Below are 16,070 nucleotides of genomic sequence, written 5' to 3'. Positions count from 1 at the left end.
AATACAAAAATTCGCAAAATACAAAATTTTACAAATCGAGAGATAAAATAAAAAACAATCGACTTCTAAAAGTCCACAAATTCAGGAAAAAAAATAGAACAAGGTTAACTCAAGTAAGATAATTCAAATTGCAATATTCTCACGACAACTAAAATTTACGCACAAGGTTCAGAAGGTAAAATATGAAAAAAGCTAGTCTACAAATTTTCACAGCAATTCTGGCGCTGGGGCTACTATTCAGCGGGACTGCGGCTGCAGTTCCATCCATATCAGGAGATGTCAACCCCAACCAGAATTCTACAGTTACAGGAACGGTAGGAGATACTCAAGACTTCACCATTCCTTTAAACGAAAGCGCTGATGTTATATGGACTGTAAATGGTTCGGACACAACAAGATCAACTGATTCAAGCAATATTTCAACTCTCAGTCACGAAATCCAGTCGGGGTCGTACCAGATAACAGCTTCCATAGACGGTGTAGGGCAAATAGCAGCCTGGAACGTAACCGGAACAGAAGGAGCTCCTGTGATCACTTTATCCGACCCTTCATCGTCAAGTGTCAGCGATAATGTAGGAGATTCAAGAACGTTCACCGCGACTGTGAGCCGGACATCGGATATGACTTGGTCCCTTGATGGTGTTGATGTTCAAACAAACTCATCTGTAGATTCGTCTTCATATACTAACAGTTCTGCAGTAGAGGGTACACACACACTCACAGTGAACGCAGTAGATGGAAACGGAACTGCAGCAGAATCAAAGTCCTGGACATGGACAGTGTCCTCCTCCTCATCATCAGGAGACGATGAAATAGATGTAGAAATTGATCCTTCCGATGACACAATTGAGATGTCTGAAGGAGAATCCCAGACTTTCTATGTCAATGCTACAGACAGTCCGAGTTATATCAACGTTGAGTGGTTTGTCAACAATGAAACGGAAGCAAGTAAAACCGAAGATGGCGTAACTTCTTCTTCATACGATTTTGAACCAGATACTTCTGGCACCTACAATATTGAAGCAGTGGTCACGGACCCTGACGATAATTATGATTCGGTTACAAAAACCTGGAATGTGACAGTCCAGTCCAAGTACTATTTAAGCGGGAACAGGATCTGGGATGAAGACCTCGGGCTGTCCACCACATACACATGGAATGCCCAGAGTTACTCAGGCTTCTACTATGACCTTGATTCCGGGGAGTCTTCCGAAGAGATGACAATCACGGATATAGGCAGAAACATAGATGAAGGGGACATCGAGTACATCACAAAACCTACCGAAACCGACTTTGAATACAATGACTGGGGTTCGTACCAGATAATAGGGTTTATGGCAGAGAAATACTTCGCAGGCTACACTGACAACACCACAGTTGACGATGTGGACGACGTAAGCCTGATATCCGACGGAGTACTTTCCAAGATCCTTATTGACAGTGATGATAAAGAGTCCGCATATACAGGAGACTCCTTTGAACTTGAAGATGGTTATGCCCTTGACATCGTAGAAGTCGATGTTAATGGGGAAATCGTCTGGGTCCAGCTTGAAAAGGACGGAGACGTAGTTGACGACAATTTCATAGCCTCAGGCCAGGACTACGTCTATAAAACCGAAATAGGAGATGCAGAAGACGTACCTATAATCATTATCCACTTTGGAACAGTCTTCCAAAGTACTGAAATCTCTGCAGTCTACATACAGGGGATCTTCCAGATTTCGGATACTTATCTGGAACTTGAAAACGGAGATTCCTACGGGGAAATGGAAGTAACGTCCCTCAGCAGCGATCAAATAAAAATGAAGAATGAGGATGATATAAGCCTTGATAAGGGCGACACAATTGACCTTATGGGCAAGATACAGATTCAGGTGGCTGATGACAATACATTGCGCTTTGCCCCGGTCCTTGATACCTCTGAAGAAGGGACTTACGAACTGCGCGGAACTGTCTATGATGAAGATGAAGATAACTCTCTCCCAACCTGGACTCCCTACAACTTTGAAGGTTTCTATTACAACATAGATGAGGGAATAGGAACCGAAGAGATGGCAATCGAAGAACTGAATGACAGGGAAATCCCTGACGGAAAACTGGTCTACACATCCACACCTCAGGAAGTTGAGTTTGAACACGACGAGTGGGGCAATTTCACAGTTGTCGGGTTCATGGCAGAAAAATACTTTGCAGGATATCCCGATGATACCGTCGACGGACAAATTGACGATGTGAGCCTTCTTTCGGACAATGTCCTTTCCAAAGTCCTTACAGACAGCGACGACAAAGAGTCCATGAATTCAGGTTCTGCCCTTGTGCTTGAGGAAGGCTATTCCCTGAACATCCTGGAAGTCGATGTTAATGGGGAAATCGTCTGGGTCCAGCTTGAAAAAGACGGAGACGTCGTTGACGACAATTTCATTGCATCGGGCGATGACTACATCTACGAAACCGAACTTGGGGATGCAGAAGACGTACCCATAATCATTGTCCACTTCGGTACGGTTTTTGCAGGTGAAGAAACCTCTGCAGTCTTCACACAGGGAATCTTCCAGATCTCGGACGAGTACATTGAAATCAATAACGGAGATTCCTTCGATGAGATGGAGATCAGCAGCGTCTCGGAAAGCGGCATCACAATGAAGAACGATGACGACATCGGGCTTGATGATGACGAAACCATTGACATAATGGGTGATGTCAAGTTCAAGACAGCTGATGACAGCACTCTCAGGTTCTACCCCTTCGTTGAAGTCGAAACTGGAAGTGATGCCAGCAGGGAACTCTCGATAAGCGTGCCTGATGATATTATTGTAGGCGACACTTTTGATATCGAGGTGACTGCAGAAGACGAACCGGTAGAAGGTGTCACTGTAAAGGTCAACACATCCACAATAGGCGAAACCGATGCTGATGGACTTGTTGAGTACACTGCCGAAGAGGTAGGTACTTTCAAGATAACCGCAACAAAGGACGACTACACCACCGCAAACAAGAATATGGAAGTTAATGTTGAAAAAGAGAAGATGAGCCTCAATGTTTCTCCCGAAACTGTGTATGTGGGAGATACGATAACCATAGAAGCTTTAAAAACAATCGGAGGAGATCCGATTGAAGGTGCAAACGTCTCAGTCGATGGTGATCTGATTGGAGAAACCGACTCCGACGGACAGATCACTTACACCACGGAAGAAGTCGGGAAAATAAAAATAAGCGCCAGTGGAGAGGGCTTCATTGACAAAAGTACTGAAGTCAATGTAAAGGACTATGAAGCTATCTTCGAGTTCTCGAACCTGGTAGTTGATCCGATAGAGGTTACAGCCGGAAAGGAGGCAACAATCACTATTGATGCCGAAAACACGGGGAATGCTGCAGGAGAATATGATGTTGAACTGATTGTAAACGACAGTTCGGTTGATTCCCAGCAGATCTCCCTTGATGTGGGACAAAGCACAACAGTAACCTTTGAACACATCGAAGAGGCCCCAGGCTCCTATACTGTCGAAATAGAAGGCCAGGAAGCCACCTATACGGTAAAAGAGAAGTCTTCTATCCTACTTTATGCCCTGATAGCTATTATCCTGTTACTGGGCGGTGGGATAGCTTACATGTTTACCAAAGGTGGCATGGATGCTTCAGCCTTGCAGGCAAAGATGGATGAACTCATCAGGTCTGTAAAAAAGTAAACTGAGAAAGTAAGCTGAGAAAAAGAAAGCTTAAACAAAAACGAGTTTAAACTCCCGCGTTAACTGAAAAACGCGGGTTTTTCTATTTTTAAAAAATGTTAAATTAATAATAAATAGTTTTCAGTTTTATTCGAGCTTTACTATCAAACGATTTACATGTGTTTTTTACATGTGTTTTACGTGTGTTTTTTACATGTGTTTTATTCCATCTTCTTAAGTGCAAGCTCGATGGCATCTATAAGGCTGCTTTTTGGGATAATGGTTGTAACTGGGATGTTCAGGATTTTCTCAACAGTCGGGCTTACTATGGGAGCACAGACCAGGGCTTTTGCCCCATCCCTTTCAGCATTAACGGCTGCAATTATGGCTTCTTCCATCGAGGTCGCCGAATATTCCCTTATTGTGACAAGCCTGCCAGCGATTTTTTTCTTCGTTTCCACGATGTTGTCAAGTACCGATCGGGCTGCAATTACAGCAATAAATTCTCCGCTATCCGACTCCTTGATATCCCGGATAGTTTTTACAATCTGACGGAGGGTTTTGATGTTGGGATCCCGGTTACCCGATAGGATCTTATAGAGGGTACTGGGAGGGATGTTTGCCTTTTTTGCAAAATCCACAGCAGTCAGGTTAAGGTCCTCCTTAATTACAGCAGAAAGTGTTTTCTGAAACACTTCATCGGATTCGAATGCGGATTTGATGACCTTGTCTGCAACGTTCATTAAAATTCAACCTCTGATCCTGTAAAAATTTTCAATAATTATAAACAACTTACGTTTTACAGGAGTTTTATTCCTGAATGAGAAATACCTCCAGATGTATTAATACATTTGGGTCATAATAGAAAAGCATTTGAGAAAATATATATAGCAAATTTCAAAGAATATTGGCGCGTAAGAGACTGCTATTTATTTTCACGGGAATTGTTCTTTCAGGCAAAAAAATGGAAGAACAGGATGGAAGGAACAGGATGGCTTTTTAACAAATTTAAAAAAGCTAAGAAAAAAGGACGTAAAAGCCTTCAAATTTCTCCGAAGAAAAACCGATCCCAATAGATCTTATTTAGCAGGTAAGGTCTATTAGTGTTAGTGTTCTTAGTGTTAGTGTTTAACGTTAGAAGAAGCAATTATTGAGGTGTAGTTTTGAGAAAATCAAGTATACTTATCCTTATTTTACTGCTGGCCGTATCTATCTTCGTATCCGGTTGCGCCGAAGATACGGATGAAAACGCAACTGAAGAAGCCCCTGCAATTACAGAGCTGAACTTCGGCTATCAGCCGAGTACCCACCAGATTGCATACATGACTGCCTATGAGAAAGGATGGTGGCAGGAAGATCTTGCACCTTACGGAATTGAAAAAATAAACGAATACCAGTTCCCAACAGGTGCCCCGGAAATGCAGGCTATGATGGCCGGAGAACTGGACTTTGCATATGTTGGGGCAGCCCCTGTGATTACAGCCCTCAGCCAGGGACTTGACGCAAAGATCATTGCTCCCGTTCAGATCCAAGGTTCAGACCTGGTCCTGCGACCTGAATACGAATACGAAAGTCCCGAAGACTTGAAAGGGCTCAAAATTGCCACTTTCCCGGTAGGGACAATTCAGGACACCCTGCTCAGAAACTGGCTCAGGGAAAATGGACTTGACCCTGATAAAGACGTGACAATCCTTGAAATGGGCCCAGGAGATGCGGTTACCGCCATCTCAGCCAAACAGGTCGATGCAGTTTTCCTGCCTCACCCCTCACCTGCAATAATTGAAAGTGAAGGCAATGGACGTTCGATTGTATCTTCCGGAGAAATGGAAGCAAACCACGCCTGCTGTGTACTCGTAGCAAGCGGAGAAATGATCAGGGAACACCCTGATATCGTGGAGCAGGTTGTAAAAACCCACATTAAGGCAACCGAATACAACCAGGCAAACGTGGACGAAGCAGCCCAGATCTTTTCAAACAAGACTTCAGAGGACGTGGAAGTTGTACAGAAATCCCTTGAAGAATGGGACGGCGCCTGGATTACAGATCCCACACTGATTGAAAACTCAACTGTCGAGTATGCAAACATTCAGTATGAACTCGGGTACATCCAGAAGCCCCTGACAAAGGAAGAAATCTTTGACACGAGCTTCTACGAAGAAGCCAAAAATGAGGAATAAAAAAGAGTTTTAAAATAAAATTTTGAGATAAGTTCAAGCTGCCTCTTTTATAAGAAGGGGGTGGTTTGGACTCCAATTTATTCTAAAAAATGAGAAACTGCCGGAAAGATAAAAAACTAAGAATCCTTTTAATTAGACATGAAAATTAATTTCACAAAAACAATCGAAGAAAAAGGCGTTGAAGCGTTATCTCTTATATTCGCAATCGCCATATGGCAGTTTGCAGCGGATAGGATCGTACAGAATAAATTGCTTCTTCCGAGTTTTTATGATGTGCTGATCTCTTTTTCCGTGATTGTCAAAAATGGACTAATTTATACGGATACCCTGACAAGTTTACTTCACTTTTCAATTGGCATAGCCGCTGCTTTTATCCTCGGAATTCCCCTGGGAATAGCTATGGGATGGTTCAAAGCAGTAAACAGAGCTGTTGACCCTATAATAGAAATCCTGCGCCCGATTCCTCCTCTTGCCTGGATCCCTTTTGCAATAGTATGGTTCGGGCTTACCCATCAGGCAGCAGGGTTTGTTGTTTTTGTAGGAATGATCTTCCCTATTATCATCAATACATATACGGGTTTTAAAAACGTACCGAGGGTTTATGTTGAAGCAGCAAAGGTCCTCGGCTGTACCCGAAATATAGACCTCATCCGTTTTGTTGCGATTCCCTCAGCCATGCCCTCGATTGCTGCAGGGATAAGGATTGCGATGGGCGTAGGCTGGATGTGCCTTGTAGCTGCAGAGATGTTCGGAGTCAGCAATAGAGGGCTTGGCTACCAGATCTGGCACAATTACTACCTGCACAGGATGGATTTCGTACTCGTCTATATGCTCCTGCTGGGGTTCATAGGGCTTCTAATAGACCGCTTCTTCAGATACTACGTGGATGAAAAACTACTCAGATGGAAGACAGGAACTGTGGTATAAAATGGGTAGAGTAAGTGTAAAAAATGTTTCTCGTGTCTTTAGCAAAAAAGAGGATGAGTCCGGAACCGAAGCTCTGCACAATATAAGCTTTGATGTGCAGGATGGCGAGTTTATCTGCCTCCTCGGACCTTCAGGTTGCGGGAAGACAACGCTGCTCCGGATAGCTGCAGGACTTGAGACCCTGACCTCAGGAGAGATTACACTCAATGGAGTTCCTATAACAGGTCCTGATCCCAAGAGAGGCATGGTTTTCCAGCAGTATTCTCTCTTTCCCTGGAGAACCGTTATAGATAACATCACCTTTGGGCTGGAAATGCAAGGAATCAAAAAAAGCGAAGCCCGGAAACAGGTGGAAAAATACCTGGAGCTTGTGGGCCTGGGGCAGTTCAAAAACAGCTACCCTCACGAACTCTCAGGCGGTATGCAGCAGAGAGCAGCCATTGCAAGAGCTCTTGCTAACGAACCTGAGGTTCTTCTCATGGATGAACCCTTTGGAGCTCTAGATGCTCAGACTCGAAATGTACTCCAGGATGAACTCCTGAAGATATGGGAACAGAAACATGTAACATTTCTTTTTGTAACTCACAGTGTGGACGAAGCTGTCTTCCTCTCTGACAGGATAGTGGTTATGACTTCAAGACCCGGAAGGGTAAAGGAGATCGTAAGTGTGGAATTACCCCGCCCAAGAAGCCGCACAAGTCCAGAAGTAAACCGTTTAAGAGATCATGTCCTCAAACTTCTGGAAGAGGAGCGGTTCAGCAAGTGAAATGCTGAAGAAGCCGATAAAGAAAAAACTGCTAAAAAGAAGCTACTAAAAAAGCTGCTAAGAAATTCACTGAAAAAAGTGCTATAAGTCATGAACGAACCGAAATCATTATTCGGCCCGAATGATCACTTTTGTTAGCGGTTCGACTCTTTTCACGGCAACTTTTCCTACAAGCTCAAGAGTCCCTCCTGCTTTTACTGAACCGAGAGTGCATCCGGGTCTTACACGGATATCCCCCTCACAGGATACAACATTTACCCAGGTTCCGTCAAGAAGTACAAGCTCGGAAACCGTTTCTATACTACCCAGGATTTTTGCTGCCGCACAGATAAGGGCACTTCTGGCTTTCACATTGCCCTGGATAATCGAACCTTTCCCGAGCTCAAGCCTGCCTGATACGGTGAGGTTTTTCCAGAACTTCACGTCCTGCCCGACAATAAGATTGCCTTCCAGGATAAGGTCTTCTTCGAGAAAAGCTCCTTTTTCAATCACGTAAGTGTTGGACCGGGGGTGGTACTTAATAAAGCTCATCATTAGAAATCACTCCGGGTTACTGTCCCCGGCTATCGATCGAAGAAAGCCGCAAACAACGGTTTTTAAGGCATCGGTAAAAACTTTGCCAGTTGGATTTCAAAGTATGATTGAATAGCTATTATATAACAGCATCGAATGTTCAATATCAGAAGCCCGAAAAAAAGGTTGGTAAAGCTTAACGTATGGACATGGAAACTAAAATACCCCCTTCTGACCGATTGTTTATCTACTCTTGTCACCAAAACATTGTTGGTGGCACTAGTGGTCTTGAAAATCCCAAAAGAATATCTCTCAACTTTTAATCGCCAATTACAGACTCAACTTTACAATGAACTGATGCAGGATTATTCCTTTCCTCGTGCTGTTTGCAGATCTCTGTCTGAGCTCTTCATGTCTTACATTGACCTATATTTCAGCAGTCAGCGCAAAGAAGGCCAGATTATCTTCCATGGAGTTTCCAAAGACGTTCCTCCTGGCGTACCAGTTAATGAGATGAATCTGGTTTCTGTCATTATCACTATCTACGACCCTGAAGACTGCAAAGTTAAGAACCAGCGAGAGCTGCTGGATAAACGGATCATGCGCATAAGTAATGAAGCACACACTCAGGGCGCTTTGCTCACCCAGGCTGACATCGCAATTCTTCTGGGAGAGAGTACAAAGACAATTTCACGACATATAGAAGCGCTGGAAGAGAATGGAGAACTGGTTCCAACCAGAGGAAAATGGAAGGATATAGGTCCCGGAGTAAGCCACAAAAAACGGATTCTGGAGCTATATCTTAAAGGGTACGAATATACTGAGATCGAGAGAAAGACCCAACATAGTGGCGAAGCCATAATGCGTTATGTAAAGGATTTTGCAAGAATACTGGTGCTGACTGAAGAGGGATTCGAAGATGAAGAACTCAGGATCATAACAGGGCTTTCTGAAAAAACAATTCAGGAATACAAAGAGCTGATTGAGACTTATTCTACCGAGGAATATCAGGAACGTTTAGACCAGCTTCATAGCATTTTTGGAAAAAAAGAGATCAGCAGAATGAACACGGAAACAGGTCCAAAAAACAGTTCGGGGAGATGGAGAAGATGAAAGTACCTTCAATGATTGAAACAAAGGTAACAAGCTCCCTGAAAGGTTCAGTTCTGGATCTGATACAAAATGATTACCAGTTTATTGCAGGTGACAAAATTCAGGAAATGTTTGCCAATGATCTCGTGGAAGTGGTGAGGAAATCTTATAGAGAGCCATGGAAACTGGAAGTTGGACAGATTTTGTGGTATGGAGCAAAGGCTTCAGAGAAGCCGAATTATGGTAAAAACAGTAAGAAAACACCATTAACACCAATTGTTTTGACCTTGATTTCCAAAGATGACCTGGAGATGAAGAAGGAAGGGTATTCAGATAGAGAAATAATGGAAACAAAAGTGGTTAGGATATTTAAAGAGGCATATGAACAGGAAGCACTGCTAACACATTCTGATATGGCATATCTGCTAAATGTTTCCACGGGTACGGTAAGCAAACAGGCAAAGGAGTATATGCAAAGAACAGGCGAGATATTGCCAACAAGAGGAATCATACATGATATTGGTAGAGCAGTCACTCACAAGAGGATTATACTAAACTTGTACATAAAAGGATATCAAACACCGGATATTGCAAGAATGACAAATCACACGCAGGAAGCGTGTGATAGGTACATTAAAGCATACAAGAAGGTAGAAAAGCTTAGCAAAACGATGAAAAGTGAGGAAATTGCACAAATTCTGGGAATGGGAAAATCCCTAGTAGAAGAATACATAAGAATTTTAAATGAGGAGGAATGAGTGATGGGCGAAACAAACTACGGCAAGTGTGAGTGCCTATCGGTCAAATGGGGGTTTAGAAAAAAGGAAACTAAAAAAGGAAACCAAACAAAGAAATCCGTACTTCAGAAAAAGAGGTTCCGGCACGTTCTGGAAGCCGGAAATTAGTTAGAATATCTGAAATTAACAGAAAAAAGACTGAAAAATGATTTTTTATTATTTTTCAGTCCTGTTGTTCTGATAAATTGTCCTGTTTATTCAACAAGGCTGGCAAAACCGTATTTAGGAAGTACCCTTTCGATTTTGATCCTTACCTCATCGCCGACTTTGGTGCCCGGGACAAAGATTACGAAGCCCTCTATGCGGGCAATGCCGTCTCCCTGACGGGCGATGTCCTGAATTGTAACATCGTAGACTTCGCCTTCTTCAACAGGAACAGAGCTGCTTTCTTCTCTGAACATTAAAATCATTCCTTTAATTTAGTAGAATTTCGCGTAACCGAGTGTTTTCCGGCTACCTTACTCGACAACGCTTGCAAATGCAAATTTCGGAAGTACCCTTTCGACCTTGATGCGGACTTCATCGCCGACTTTGGTACCCGGGACAAAGATTACAAAGCCTTCGATACGGGCAATGCCGTCTCCCTGGCGAGCAATATCCTGAATTGTAACATCGTAGACTTCGCCCTCTTCAACAGGGACTGAGCGACTTTCTTCTCTGAACATGAAAACCATTCCTTAAATTTACTTGAATTAATTTTTAGTACTATTAAATTGATTCTCTTACCCACACTTACTCGACAACACTTGCAAATGCAAACTTGGGAAGGACTCTTTCGACCTTAATCTGGACTTCGTCACCAACACTGGTGTTAGGGACAAAGACTACAAAACCCTCAATACGAGCTATGCCGTCTCCCTGACGGGCGATGTCCTGAATTGTGACATCATAAACTTCACCTTCTTCGACAGGGACTGGGCGACTTTCTTCTCTGAACATTAAAATCATTCCTTAATTTTACTTTAGTTAAAAATTAACATAATTGACTTATTTTTCAACCCACACTTATTCGACAATGCTTGCAAATGCAAATTTCGGAAGTACTCTTTCGACTTTAATCTGGACTTCGTCGCCAACACTTGTATTCGGGACAAAAACCACAAAGCCTTCGATACGGGCAATGCCGTCTCCCTGGCGAGCAATATCCTGAATAGTTACGTCGTAAGTTTTGCCCTCTTCAACGGGCACAGAAGTACGTTCATCTCTAAACATCAGGTTCATTCCTTTGACTTTATTAACCAGCTTATGAAAGCTCCATCGATAGAACAGAAAAGAGTAAAAACAGTACTTAATAAACCAAACTGGAAAAACCAAATTTCGGAAGTACACATTCTACTTAATCTATTACGGTAAACTAATCCCCAATAGAGCTTCGGATAAGTCAATTAATTGGTCATACTCATATCCGCTTGTATATAACGTTTTGCTTTAATGCCCTGCCATAAAGAAAAATAAAGAAGTTCGGAGATTATCTTAAACTCGGTTTCCGGAATTTAGCATTCTTGCTTCAAAAACACAATAAGTAATGACAGTTATTATTAATTAATATAAAAAATAAAACTATTCAGAATAAAAATTAGTCTTACCATAAAAAGTAACTGTTTCACATAAATGTAAAATTTTTCTGGATCTTAAAGAGAACACAGAAAAAATTCGGAGTTCATTTCCTGAAAAACTATATAGAGTACCCACTTAGGCGCAACCTATAAATATTTGAAAATACATTGTGAGAGTCGCTCATTGAATGAGAACAACAATGCGTGGGCCCGTAGCTTAGTCAGGCAGAGCGATGGACTCTTAATCCATAGGCCGGGGGTTCAAATCCCTTCGGGCCCGCTGATCTCATTAATCTCTTTTACAGCTATCTCTTTTACATATTTTTTTAGTATAAATCATTTCCAAAATCCTTTTCAAAAACCTTTTTCGAGAACTATTCCATAATTCATTTTCGAAAACCATTTTCAAGTCCTGATCCAATGTTTCCGCTTATCTGATACTTTCCCTTATCCGATTCTCTAACCTCACCTAAAAAGATTCAGGTATCCCTCCATCCGATTTAATTCCACCTTAGATGATTTGCAGATAACGATCAATGTAACTTGAATAGTCCTTTCTGGAACCAAAAGAATCCATCGGATCTGGAAGAGAGAAATATGAGTTGAAGGAAGAAGTTATCAATCAGAAAAGACAAAATTCGAAATCAAAAAAGAAAAACATTGGAGTGCAACCCTGATGCCAAAAGTAAGTGTTGAAATTCCTCAGGAGCTTCTGGATGACCTCAACAGGCATGTAGGAGATAACAAAAAGTTCGTCAGCCAATCTGATGCTATCCGGACTTCTATTCGGAAAATGCTGGATATGATGGATGACATAGACAGAAGGCACGGAAGGCTGAATGAGTGAACCACTGATACATTTATGAACGAACTCTATGGAAACTCATATGAATAGACCCATAAAACTCAAAGACAGAAAAATATGTAAAAATATAAATCAAGCATAAACTTAACCAGAACCCACATCCGACCGGAAAACTGCCGGAAAAGTCCACCCCTTTATTTCTACTGTGTATTGACATCAGTAGACTAATTTTAGTAGATTTCTACGGTCAAGCAGTGTTTCCACTGGAACAAAAAATGAGGGCTAACCTGGATATAGTTCAGAGGATTTTCCAAAATTCCGGGTTGAAATTTCCGGGCAAAATCTCTGGTCAAAATTTCCGGCTAATCAGGGTAATCTTTCTGGCTAATTCTCTGTTTTATCCCAAAATTAGTTCACTTTTTTAATTTCTTTTATTACAGATATATATCGTAGACAGATGACCCGCTATTTTACTTCAACTTCGAATTTGTTTCATTTTACATGATCATCTCACAGTACCATAAACAGAATTTGAATTTACTCAACGTTTAACCTTTTGAGCCGCTTGCTATTGTATCGTATATTGAACTTTCAAATGGTATCGGATCTGCGAAATCATTTCAGGATACAACATAAATTCTGGCTAATTCTCAAAAAGAAATGATTTCAGAGTTAACAACTTTCCCTGAAATCCTTGATTCCCTGAGCAACGTTCGAAAGCAGGATAAAAGCTATCTTCTGGTTGGGCCAGGAGCCCAGACCGCAGTCAGGACCTACGTACTTTATCAGGCTGCCAAAACGTCTGTAAGCCAGTCTCAGCCTTTTTGTAATAACAGCCGGGGTTTCCAGTTGCGTAACGAGTTCTGGCAGATACTGCTGATCCTTCCAGACGTTGGTACAGTATTTCTCATTCAGAACCCCTGCCAGGGAGTAGATATCGGTTCTTGCGACTCCGAGCCTCAGGAAAGAGTCCGTGTCTTCAAGCACTTTTTTGTCGATCAGCTCCAGATAGGAAGGCGTGCCCGCAGACTCAATCCCTATCACATTAATCGTAGGGGTCTGGCAGGCAAAATTATAATAGAGAGCAGAATGAAGATGAATCTCCACATCAGCCCCCCTCTTACTCGCTGCCTTCGAGGCTTCGGTAAGTGCAGAGATGATTTCGTTCTCGTCAAAGGCAAGTTCAGGGTTCAGCCCTATGCTTGGCTCGTCAATCGAAACCGTTGCAATCTTGAAATGCTTTGAAGATTTCATTGAGTTCCGGACGAATTTGTTGACGTTTTTTGCAAAAATAGTATATATGTCCGTATACCGTGTACCCCCAAATTCCTTCAGGTAAAGTTCGGTCGGACCGGTTACACAGATCCGGACCTTCAGGGTTTCCCCGAATTTTTCTTTATAGGCTTTTGCAACCGTTTCTATAGCCTCAAGCTCTTCGATTCTTGCACATTCCAGTTTTACCTCAAAAGGACTTTCAGTGCATTCCGAGTCCCGGATAACCTTCAGGAACTGTTCATTCATGTCCTGGTACTGAGGATAAGTAGGAACCTCTACACCTGCATCGATTTTCTGCTGGAAGGCATCGTTGATCACAGTAAAGAGCTTCTCATCTTCAGCTCTCGTTTTAAATGCGTTTTGGACCCATTCCTTACTGACTCCTTCAGGGAGAGGATAACTTCCGATATCGTCAAAGATGATTTCTTGCATGCCCTCTTAGTATACCTGCAAGAATTTATCATTATTGGAAAGACAGTAAAATTATAAAAAGACAGAAGAGAAAGCAGAGGAAAGATATCAAAAATTTCCCTGCTCCTATTCCAGAGTTATTTTTCTGGATTATTCTTTTCCCGCATTTTTCTGGGTTATTCTTTTCTGAGTTATTCCGGACTCTCTTTTCTGAGATTTTTATGGATCACTATTTTTCAGGGTTTATTCCTTGTTTTTCATTTCGGCATTAAATGCATTGATGCCTTTTGCCGTATTCTCAAGCAGCCTGAAAGCAAGTTCCTGGTCCGGCCAGAATGCCAGCCCGCAGTCAGGACTTGCATATTTTATGCGGTCCCCAAGGATAGAAAAAGCAGTCTCAAGTCTCTTTTTTACGAGGTCGGGAGTTTCAAGATCAGTAACAATCTTTTGCATATACTTCCTTTCCTTCCAGGCATTGACTTCATAGGTCTCGTTAACCATACCTATGAGGCTGGAAATATCGGTCCTCGAGACTCCGAGCCTTATGTAAGTATTCGAGTCCTCCAGAATTTTTTTGTCCAGGAGGTCTATGTAAGAAGGAGTTGCAGCATACTCAAACCCAAGAACATTGATAGGGGTCTCGCAGACAAGTTTGTACTTCAATGGAGAGTGCAGATGGATCTCCACATCTGCACCCTGTTTCCGCGCGTGGGTAGAGGCCATAGTAAGGGCAGAGACGATATCGGAGTCCGAAAACTGGATTCGGTCGTTCATTCCGAGACTGGGCTCGTCCAGGGCAATAACCCTAATTTTGAAATTTTTCGCGGCTTTAAATGCCTGCCTTATGAAATTCTCGATATCCAGAGCCATGATATGGTATGCATCTGCAAAAGGAGTTGCTCCGAAAGCCTGAAGGTACAGATCCGTGGGGCCGGCAACGCACACTCTCACTTCCAGAGTCTCTCCTGTCTCTTCCCTGTGCTGCTTTGCAACCTCGTCAATTATCTCAAGTTCAAGGATTTTTGCGTACTCCTCTTTTACCACATAAGGCTCGTAACAGTTCTTTTCATCCTTGATTATGTCCAGAAACTGCCCTATCATGTCCCTGAACTGCGGATAAGTAGGAACGTGTACCCCAACATTAATTTTTTTCTGGAAAGTCTCCCTTACCAGAGAAAAGAATTTTTCATCCTCATCCCGGTTTTCGGCTGCCGCTTTTACCCATTCCCTGGTAAGACCTTCAGGTGTGGGTAGGCTGCCTCCGTCGATAAAAGTGATGTCCTGCATATGCGTAATGTAAGGCAGATCGGGTATTATAAGTATTGGAATTACTCTGGATAATAAATTAAAAAGCAGGGGTATTGAAACGTTTTTAATTGAAGAATAAATGCGGAAGTGAGGCTCAGGGTTCTAAAAATAATATAGAGTAAATTATTTAACTGATAGAATATAAAAAGAATTTTAAGGTATTGATGACTATATAACGATAGGAGTTTTTGGGGAAAAATTCCCTAAAAAATCTCCTGTGGGGAAAAAAAGGCAATTAAAGGGAAATAAATTACGGCTAGATTGGGGGAAAATAGCTGGACAAGGCCTTAACTGATTTGAAATAAGGTATTTGTTCTTCCTTTGGAAAGGCATTACATTCCAAAAAAATAAGTAAATTTCATGAGGTTCTTTCTGAAAACCGATCCAGAAAGAAGAGCTTTCCCAAAAAGAAGAGGTTCCAGAAACTGGAGGTTCCAGAAATTAAATTTTCCGGATACTTGCCCGGAAACAAAGTCAAGAATTTTGCCAAAAGCAAGAATTAGACTAAAAACAAGAATTTTGCCAAAAGCAAGAACTCGACCAAAAGTTAGCTCCAGACTAAAATCCCATACTTTTAGCCTTTTCACTTTCATCCCTTTCCTGTTATTGTTGAAATAATCCTCAGAATTCAACCAAAAGTGTGTCTTCGACCGGATATATCCAGGTACAGAAAACTATCAAAGTACATACGAGAAAAATCACTTAAGTATATAAGAAAAATCTCAGTAAATACAAGAAAACCACCGAAGTATATACGAGAAAACCACCAAATTATGCC

16 protein-coding genes and 1 tRNA gene are annotated in these 16,070 nt (G+C 42.0%); 9 read left to right on the top strand and 8 right to left on the bottom strand.

Annotation, left to right across the window (positions count from 1 at the left end; translation table 11 throughout):
- Nucleotides 1-182: 182 nt before the first annotated feature.
- Nucleotides 183-3,686: an S-layer protein domain-containing protein gene (locus MA_RS00350; RefSeq protein WP_011020127.1), complete on the top strand. Its 3,504-nt coding sequence runs from the start codon at nt 183-185 to the stop codon at nt 3,684-3,686.
- Between the two features lie 200 nt (nt 3,687-3,886).
- Here the strand turns inward: MA_RS00350 and MA_RS00345 are convergent, their stop codons facing one another.
- Nucleotides 3,887-4,408, bottom strand: coding sequence for a helix-turn-helix domain-containing protein (locus MA_RS00345; RefSeq protein WP_011020126.1), 522 nt, complete (start codon nt 4,406-4,408; stop codon nt 3,887-3,889).
- A gap of 420 nt (nt 4,409-4,828) precedes the next feature.
- Here MA_RS00345 and MA_RS00335 point away from each other — a divergent pair, with 420 nt between their 5' ends.
- From MA_RS00335 to MA_RS00325, 3 genes are all read left to right on the top strand, one after another.
- A complete protein-coding gene (locus MA_RS00335) occupies nt 4,829-5,842 on the top strand; it encodes an ABC transporter substrate-binding protein (protein ID WP_011020124.1) in 1,014 nt (337 codons plus the stop codon).
- A 138-nt stretch (nt 5,843-5,980) separates the two neighbouring features.
- Nucleotides 5,981-6,769: an ABC transporter permease gene (locus MA_RS00330; RefSeq protein ID WP_011020123.1), complete on the top strand. Its 789-nt coding sequence runs from the start codon at nt 5,981-5,983 to the stop codon at nt 6,767-6,769.
- Between the two features lies 1 nt (nt 6,770).
- Nucleotides 6,771-7,535: an ABC transporter ATP-binding protein gene (locus tag MA_RS00325; protein WP_048064800.1), complete on the top strand. Its 765-nt coding sequence runs from the start codon at nt 6,771-6,773 to the stop codon at nt 7,533-7,535.
- Between the two features lie 108 nt (nt 7,536-7,643).
- Here MA_RS00325 and MA_RS00320 read toward each other — a convergent pair whose 3' ends face one another.
- The gene (locus tag MA_RS00320) at nt 7,644-8,069 is read right to left on the bottom strand and encodes a hypothetical protein (RefSeq protein ID WP_011020121.1); all 426 of its coding nucleotides are present in this window, start codon (nt 8,067-8,069) and stop codon (nt 7,644-7,646) included.
- A 336-nt stretch (nt 8,070-8,405) separates the two neighbouring features.
- Here MA_RS00320 and MA_RS00315 point away from each other — a divergent pair, with 336 nt between their 5' ends.
- From MA_RS00315 to MA_RS26360, 3 genes are read left to right on the top strand one after another with little or no spacing between them, the layout of a single operon-like run.
- Nucleotides 8,406-9,161 (top strand): DUF1670 domain-containing protein, encoded by a 756-nt coding sequence (locus MA_RS00315; protein ID WP_011020286.1) that lies wholly within the window; start codon nt 8,406-8,408, stop codon nt 9,159-9,161.
- The gene (locus MA_RS00310) at nt 9,149-9,898 is read left to right on the top strand and encodes a DUF1670 domain-containing protein (RefSeq protein ID WP_011020881.1); all 750 of its coding nucleotides are present in this window, start codon (nt 9,149-9,151) and stop codon (nt 9,896-9,898) included. Before MA_RS00315 ends, MA_RS00310 begins: the two co-directional genes overlap by 13 nt.
- A 3-nt stretch (nt 9,899-9,901) precedes the next feature.
- Entirely contained in the window at nt 9,902-10,045 is a 144-nt protein-coding gene (locus MA_RS26360) for a hypothetical protein (RefSeq protein WP_157860056.1), read from the top strand.
- Between the two features lie 86 nt (nt 10,046-10,131).
- Here the strand turns inward: MA_RS26360 and MA_RS00305 are convergent, their stop codons facing one another.
- The 4 genes from MA_RS00305 to MA_RS00290 form a co-directional block, all read right to left on the bottom strand.
- Entirely contained in the window at nt 10,132-10,338 is a 207-nt protein-coding gene (locus tag MA_RS00305) for a TRAM domain-containing protein (RefSeq protein ID WP_048064799.1), read from the bottom strand.
- Between the two features lie 57 nt (nt 10,339-10,395).
- The gene (locus MA_RS00300; RefSeq protein ID WP_011033303.1) at nt 10,396-10,602 is read right to left on the bottom strand and encodes a TRAM domain-containing protein; all 207 of its coding nucleotides are present in this window, start codon (nt 10,600-10,602) and stop codon (nt 10,396-10,398) included.
- A 67-nt stretch (nt 10,603-10,669) separates the two neighbouring features.
- Entirely contained in the window at nt 10,670-10,876 is a 207-nt protein-coding gene (locus tag MA_RS00295) for a TRAM domain-containing protein (protein ID WP_011033302.1), read from the bottom strand.
- Between the two features lie 66 nt (nt 10,877-10,942).
- Nucleotides 10,943-11,149: a TRAM domain-containing protein gene (locus MA_RS00290; protein ID WP_048064798.1), complete on the bottom strand. Its 207-nt coding sequence runs from the start codon at nt 11,147-11,149 to the stop codon at nt 10,943-10,945.
- Between the two features lie 550 nt (nt 11,150-11,699).
- Here MA_RS00290 and MA_RS00285 point away from each other — a divergent pair.
- Nucleotides 11,700-11,773, top strand: a tRNA-Lys gene (locus tag MA_RS00285).
- A gap of 396 nt (nt 11,774-12,169) precedes the next feature.
- Nucleotides 12,170-12,340, top strand: coding sequence for a ribbon-helix-helix domain-containing protein (locus MA_RS00280; protein WP_011020114.1), 171 nt, complete (start codon nt 12,170-12,172; stop codon nt 12,338-12,340).
- A gap of 630 nt (nt 12,341-12,970) precedes the next feature.
- On the opposite strand, the gene MA_RS00275 is transcribed toward MA_RS00280, so the two are convergent.
- Nucleotides 12,971-14,005 (bottom strand): methionine synthase, encoded by a 1,035-nt coding sequence (locus MA_RS00275; RefSeq protein ID WP_011020113.1) that lies wholly within the window; start codon nt 14,003-14,005, stop codon nt 12,971-12,973.
- 222 nt (nt 14,006-14,227) lie between these two features.
- Nucleotides 14,228-15,271: a methionine synthase gene (locus MA_RS00270; RefSeq protein ID WP_011020112.1), complete on the bottom strand. Its 1,044-nt coding sequence runs from the start codon at nt 15,269-15,271 to the stop codon at nt 14,228-14,230.
- Nucleotides 15,272-16,070: the final 799 nt, after the last annotated feature.

This window comes from Methanosarcina acetivorans C2A (assembly GCF_000007345.1).
GTDB classification, from domain to species: domain Archaea; phylum Halobacteriota; class Methanosarcinia; order Methanosarcinales; family Methanosarcinaceae; genus Methanosarcina; species Methanosarcina acetivorans.
This window is presented reverse-complemented; position numbering and strand designations above follow the sequence as displayed.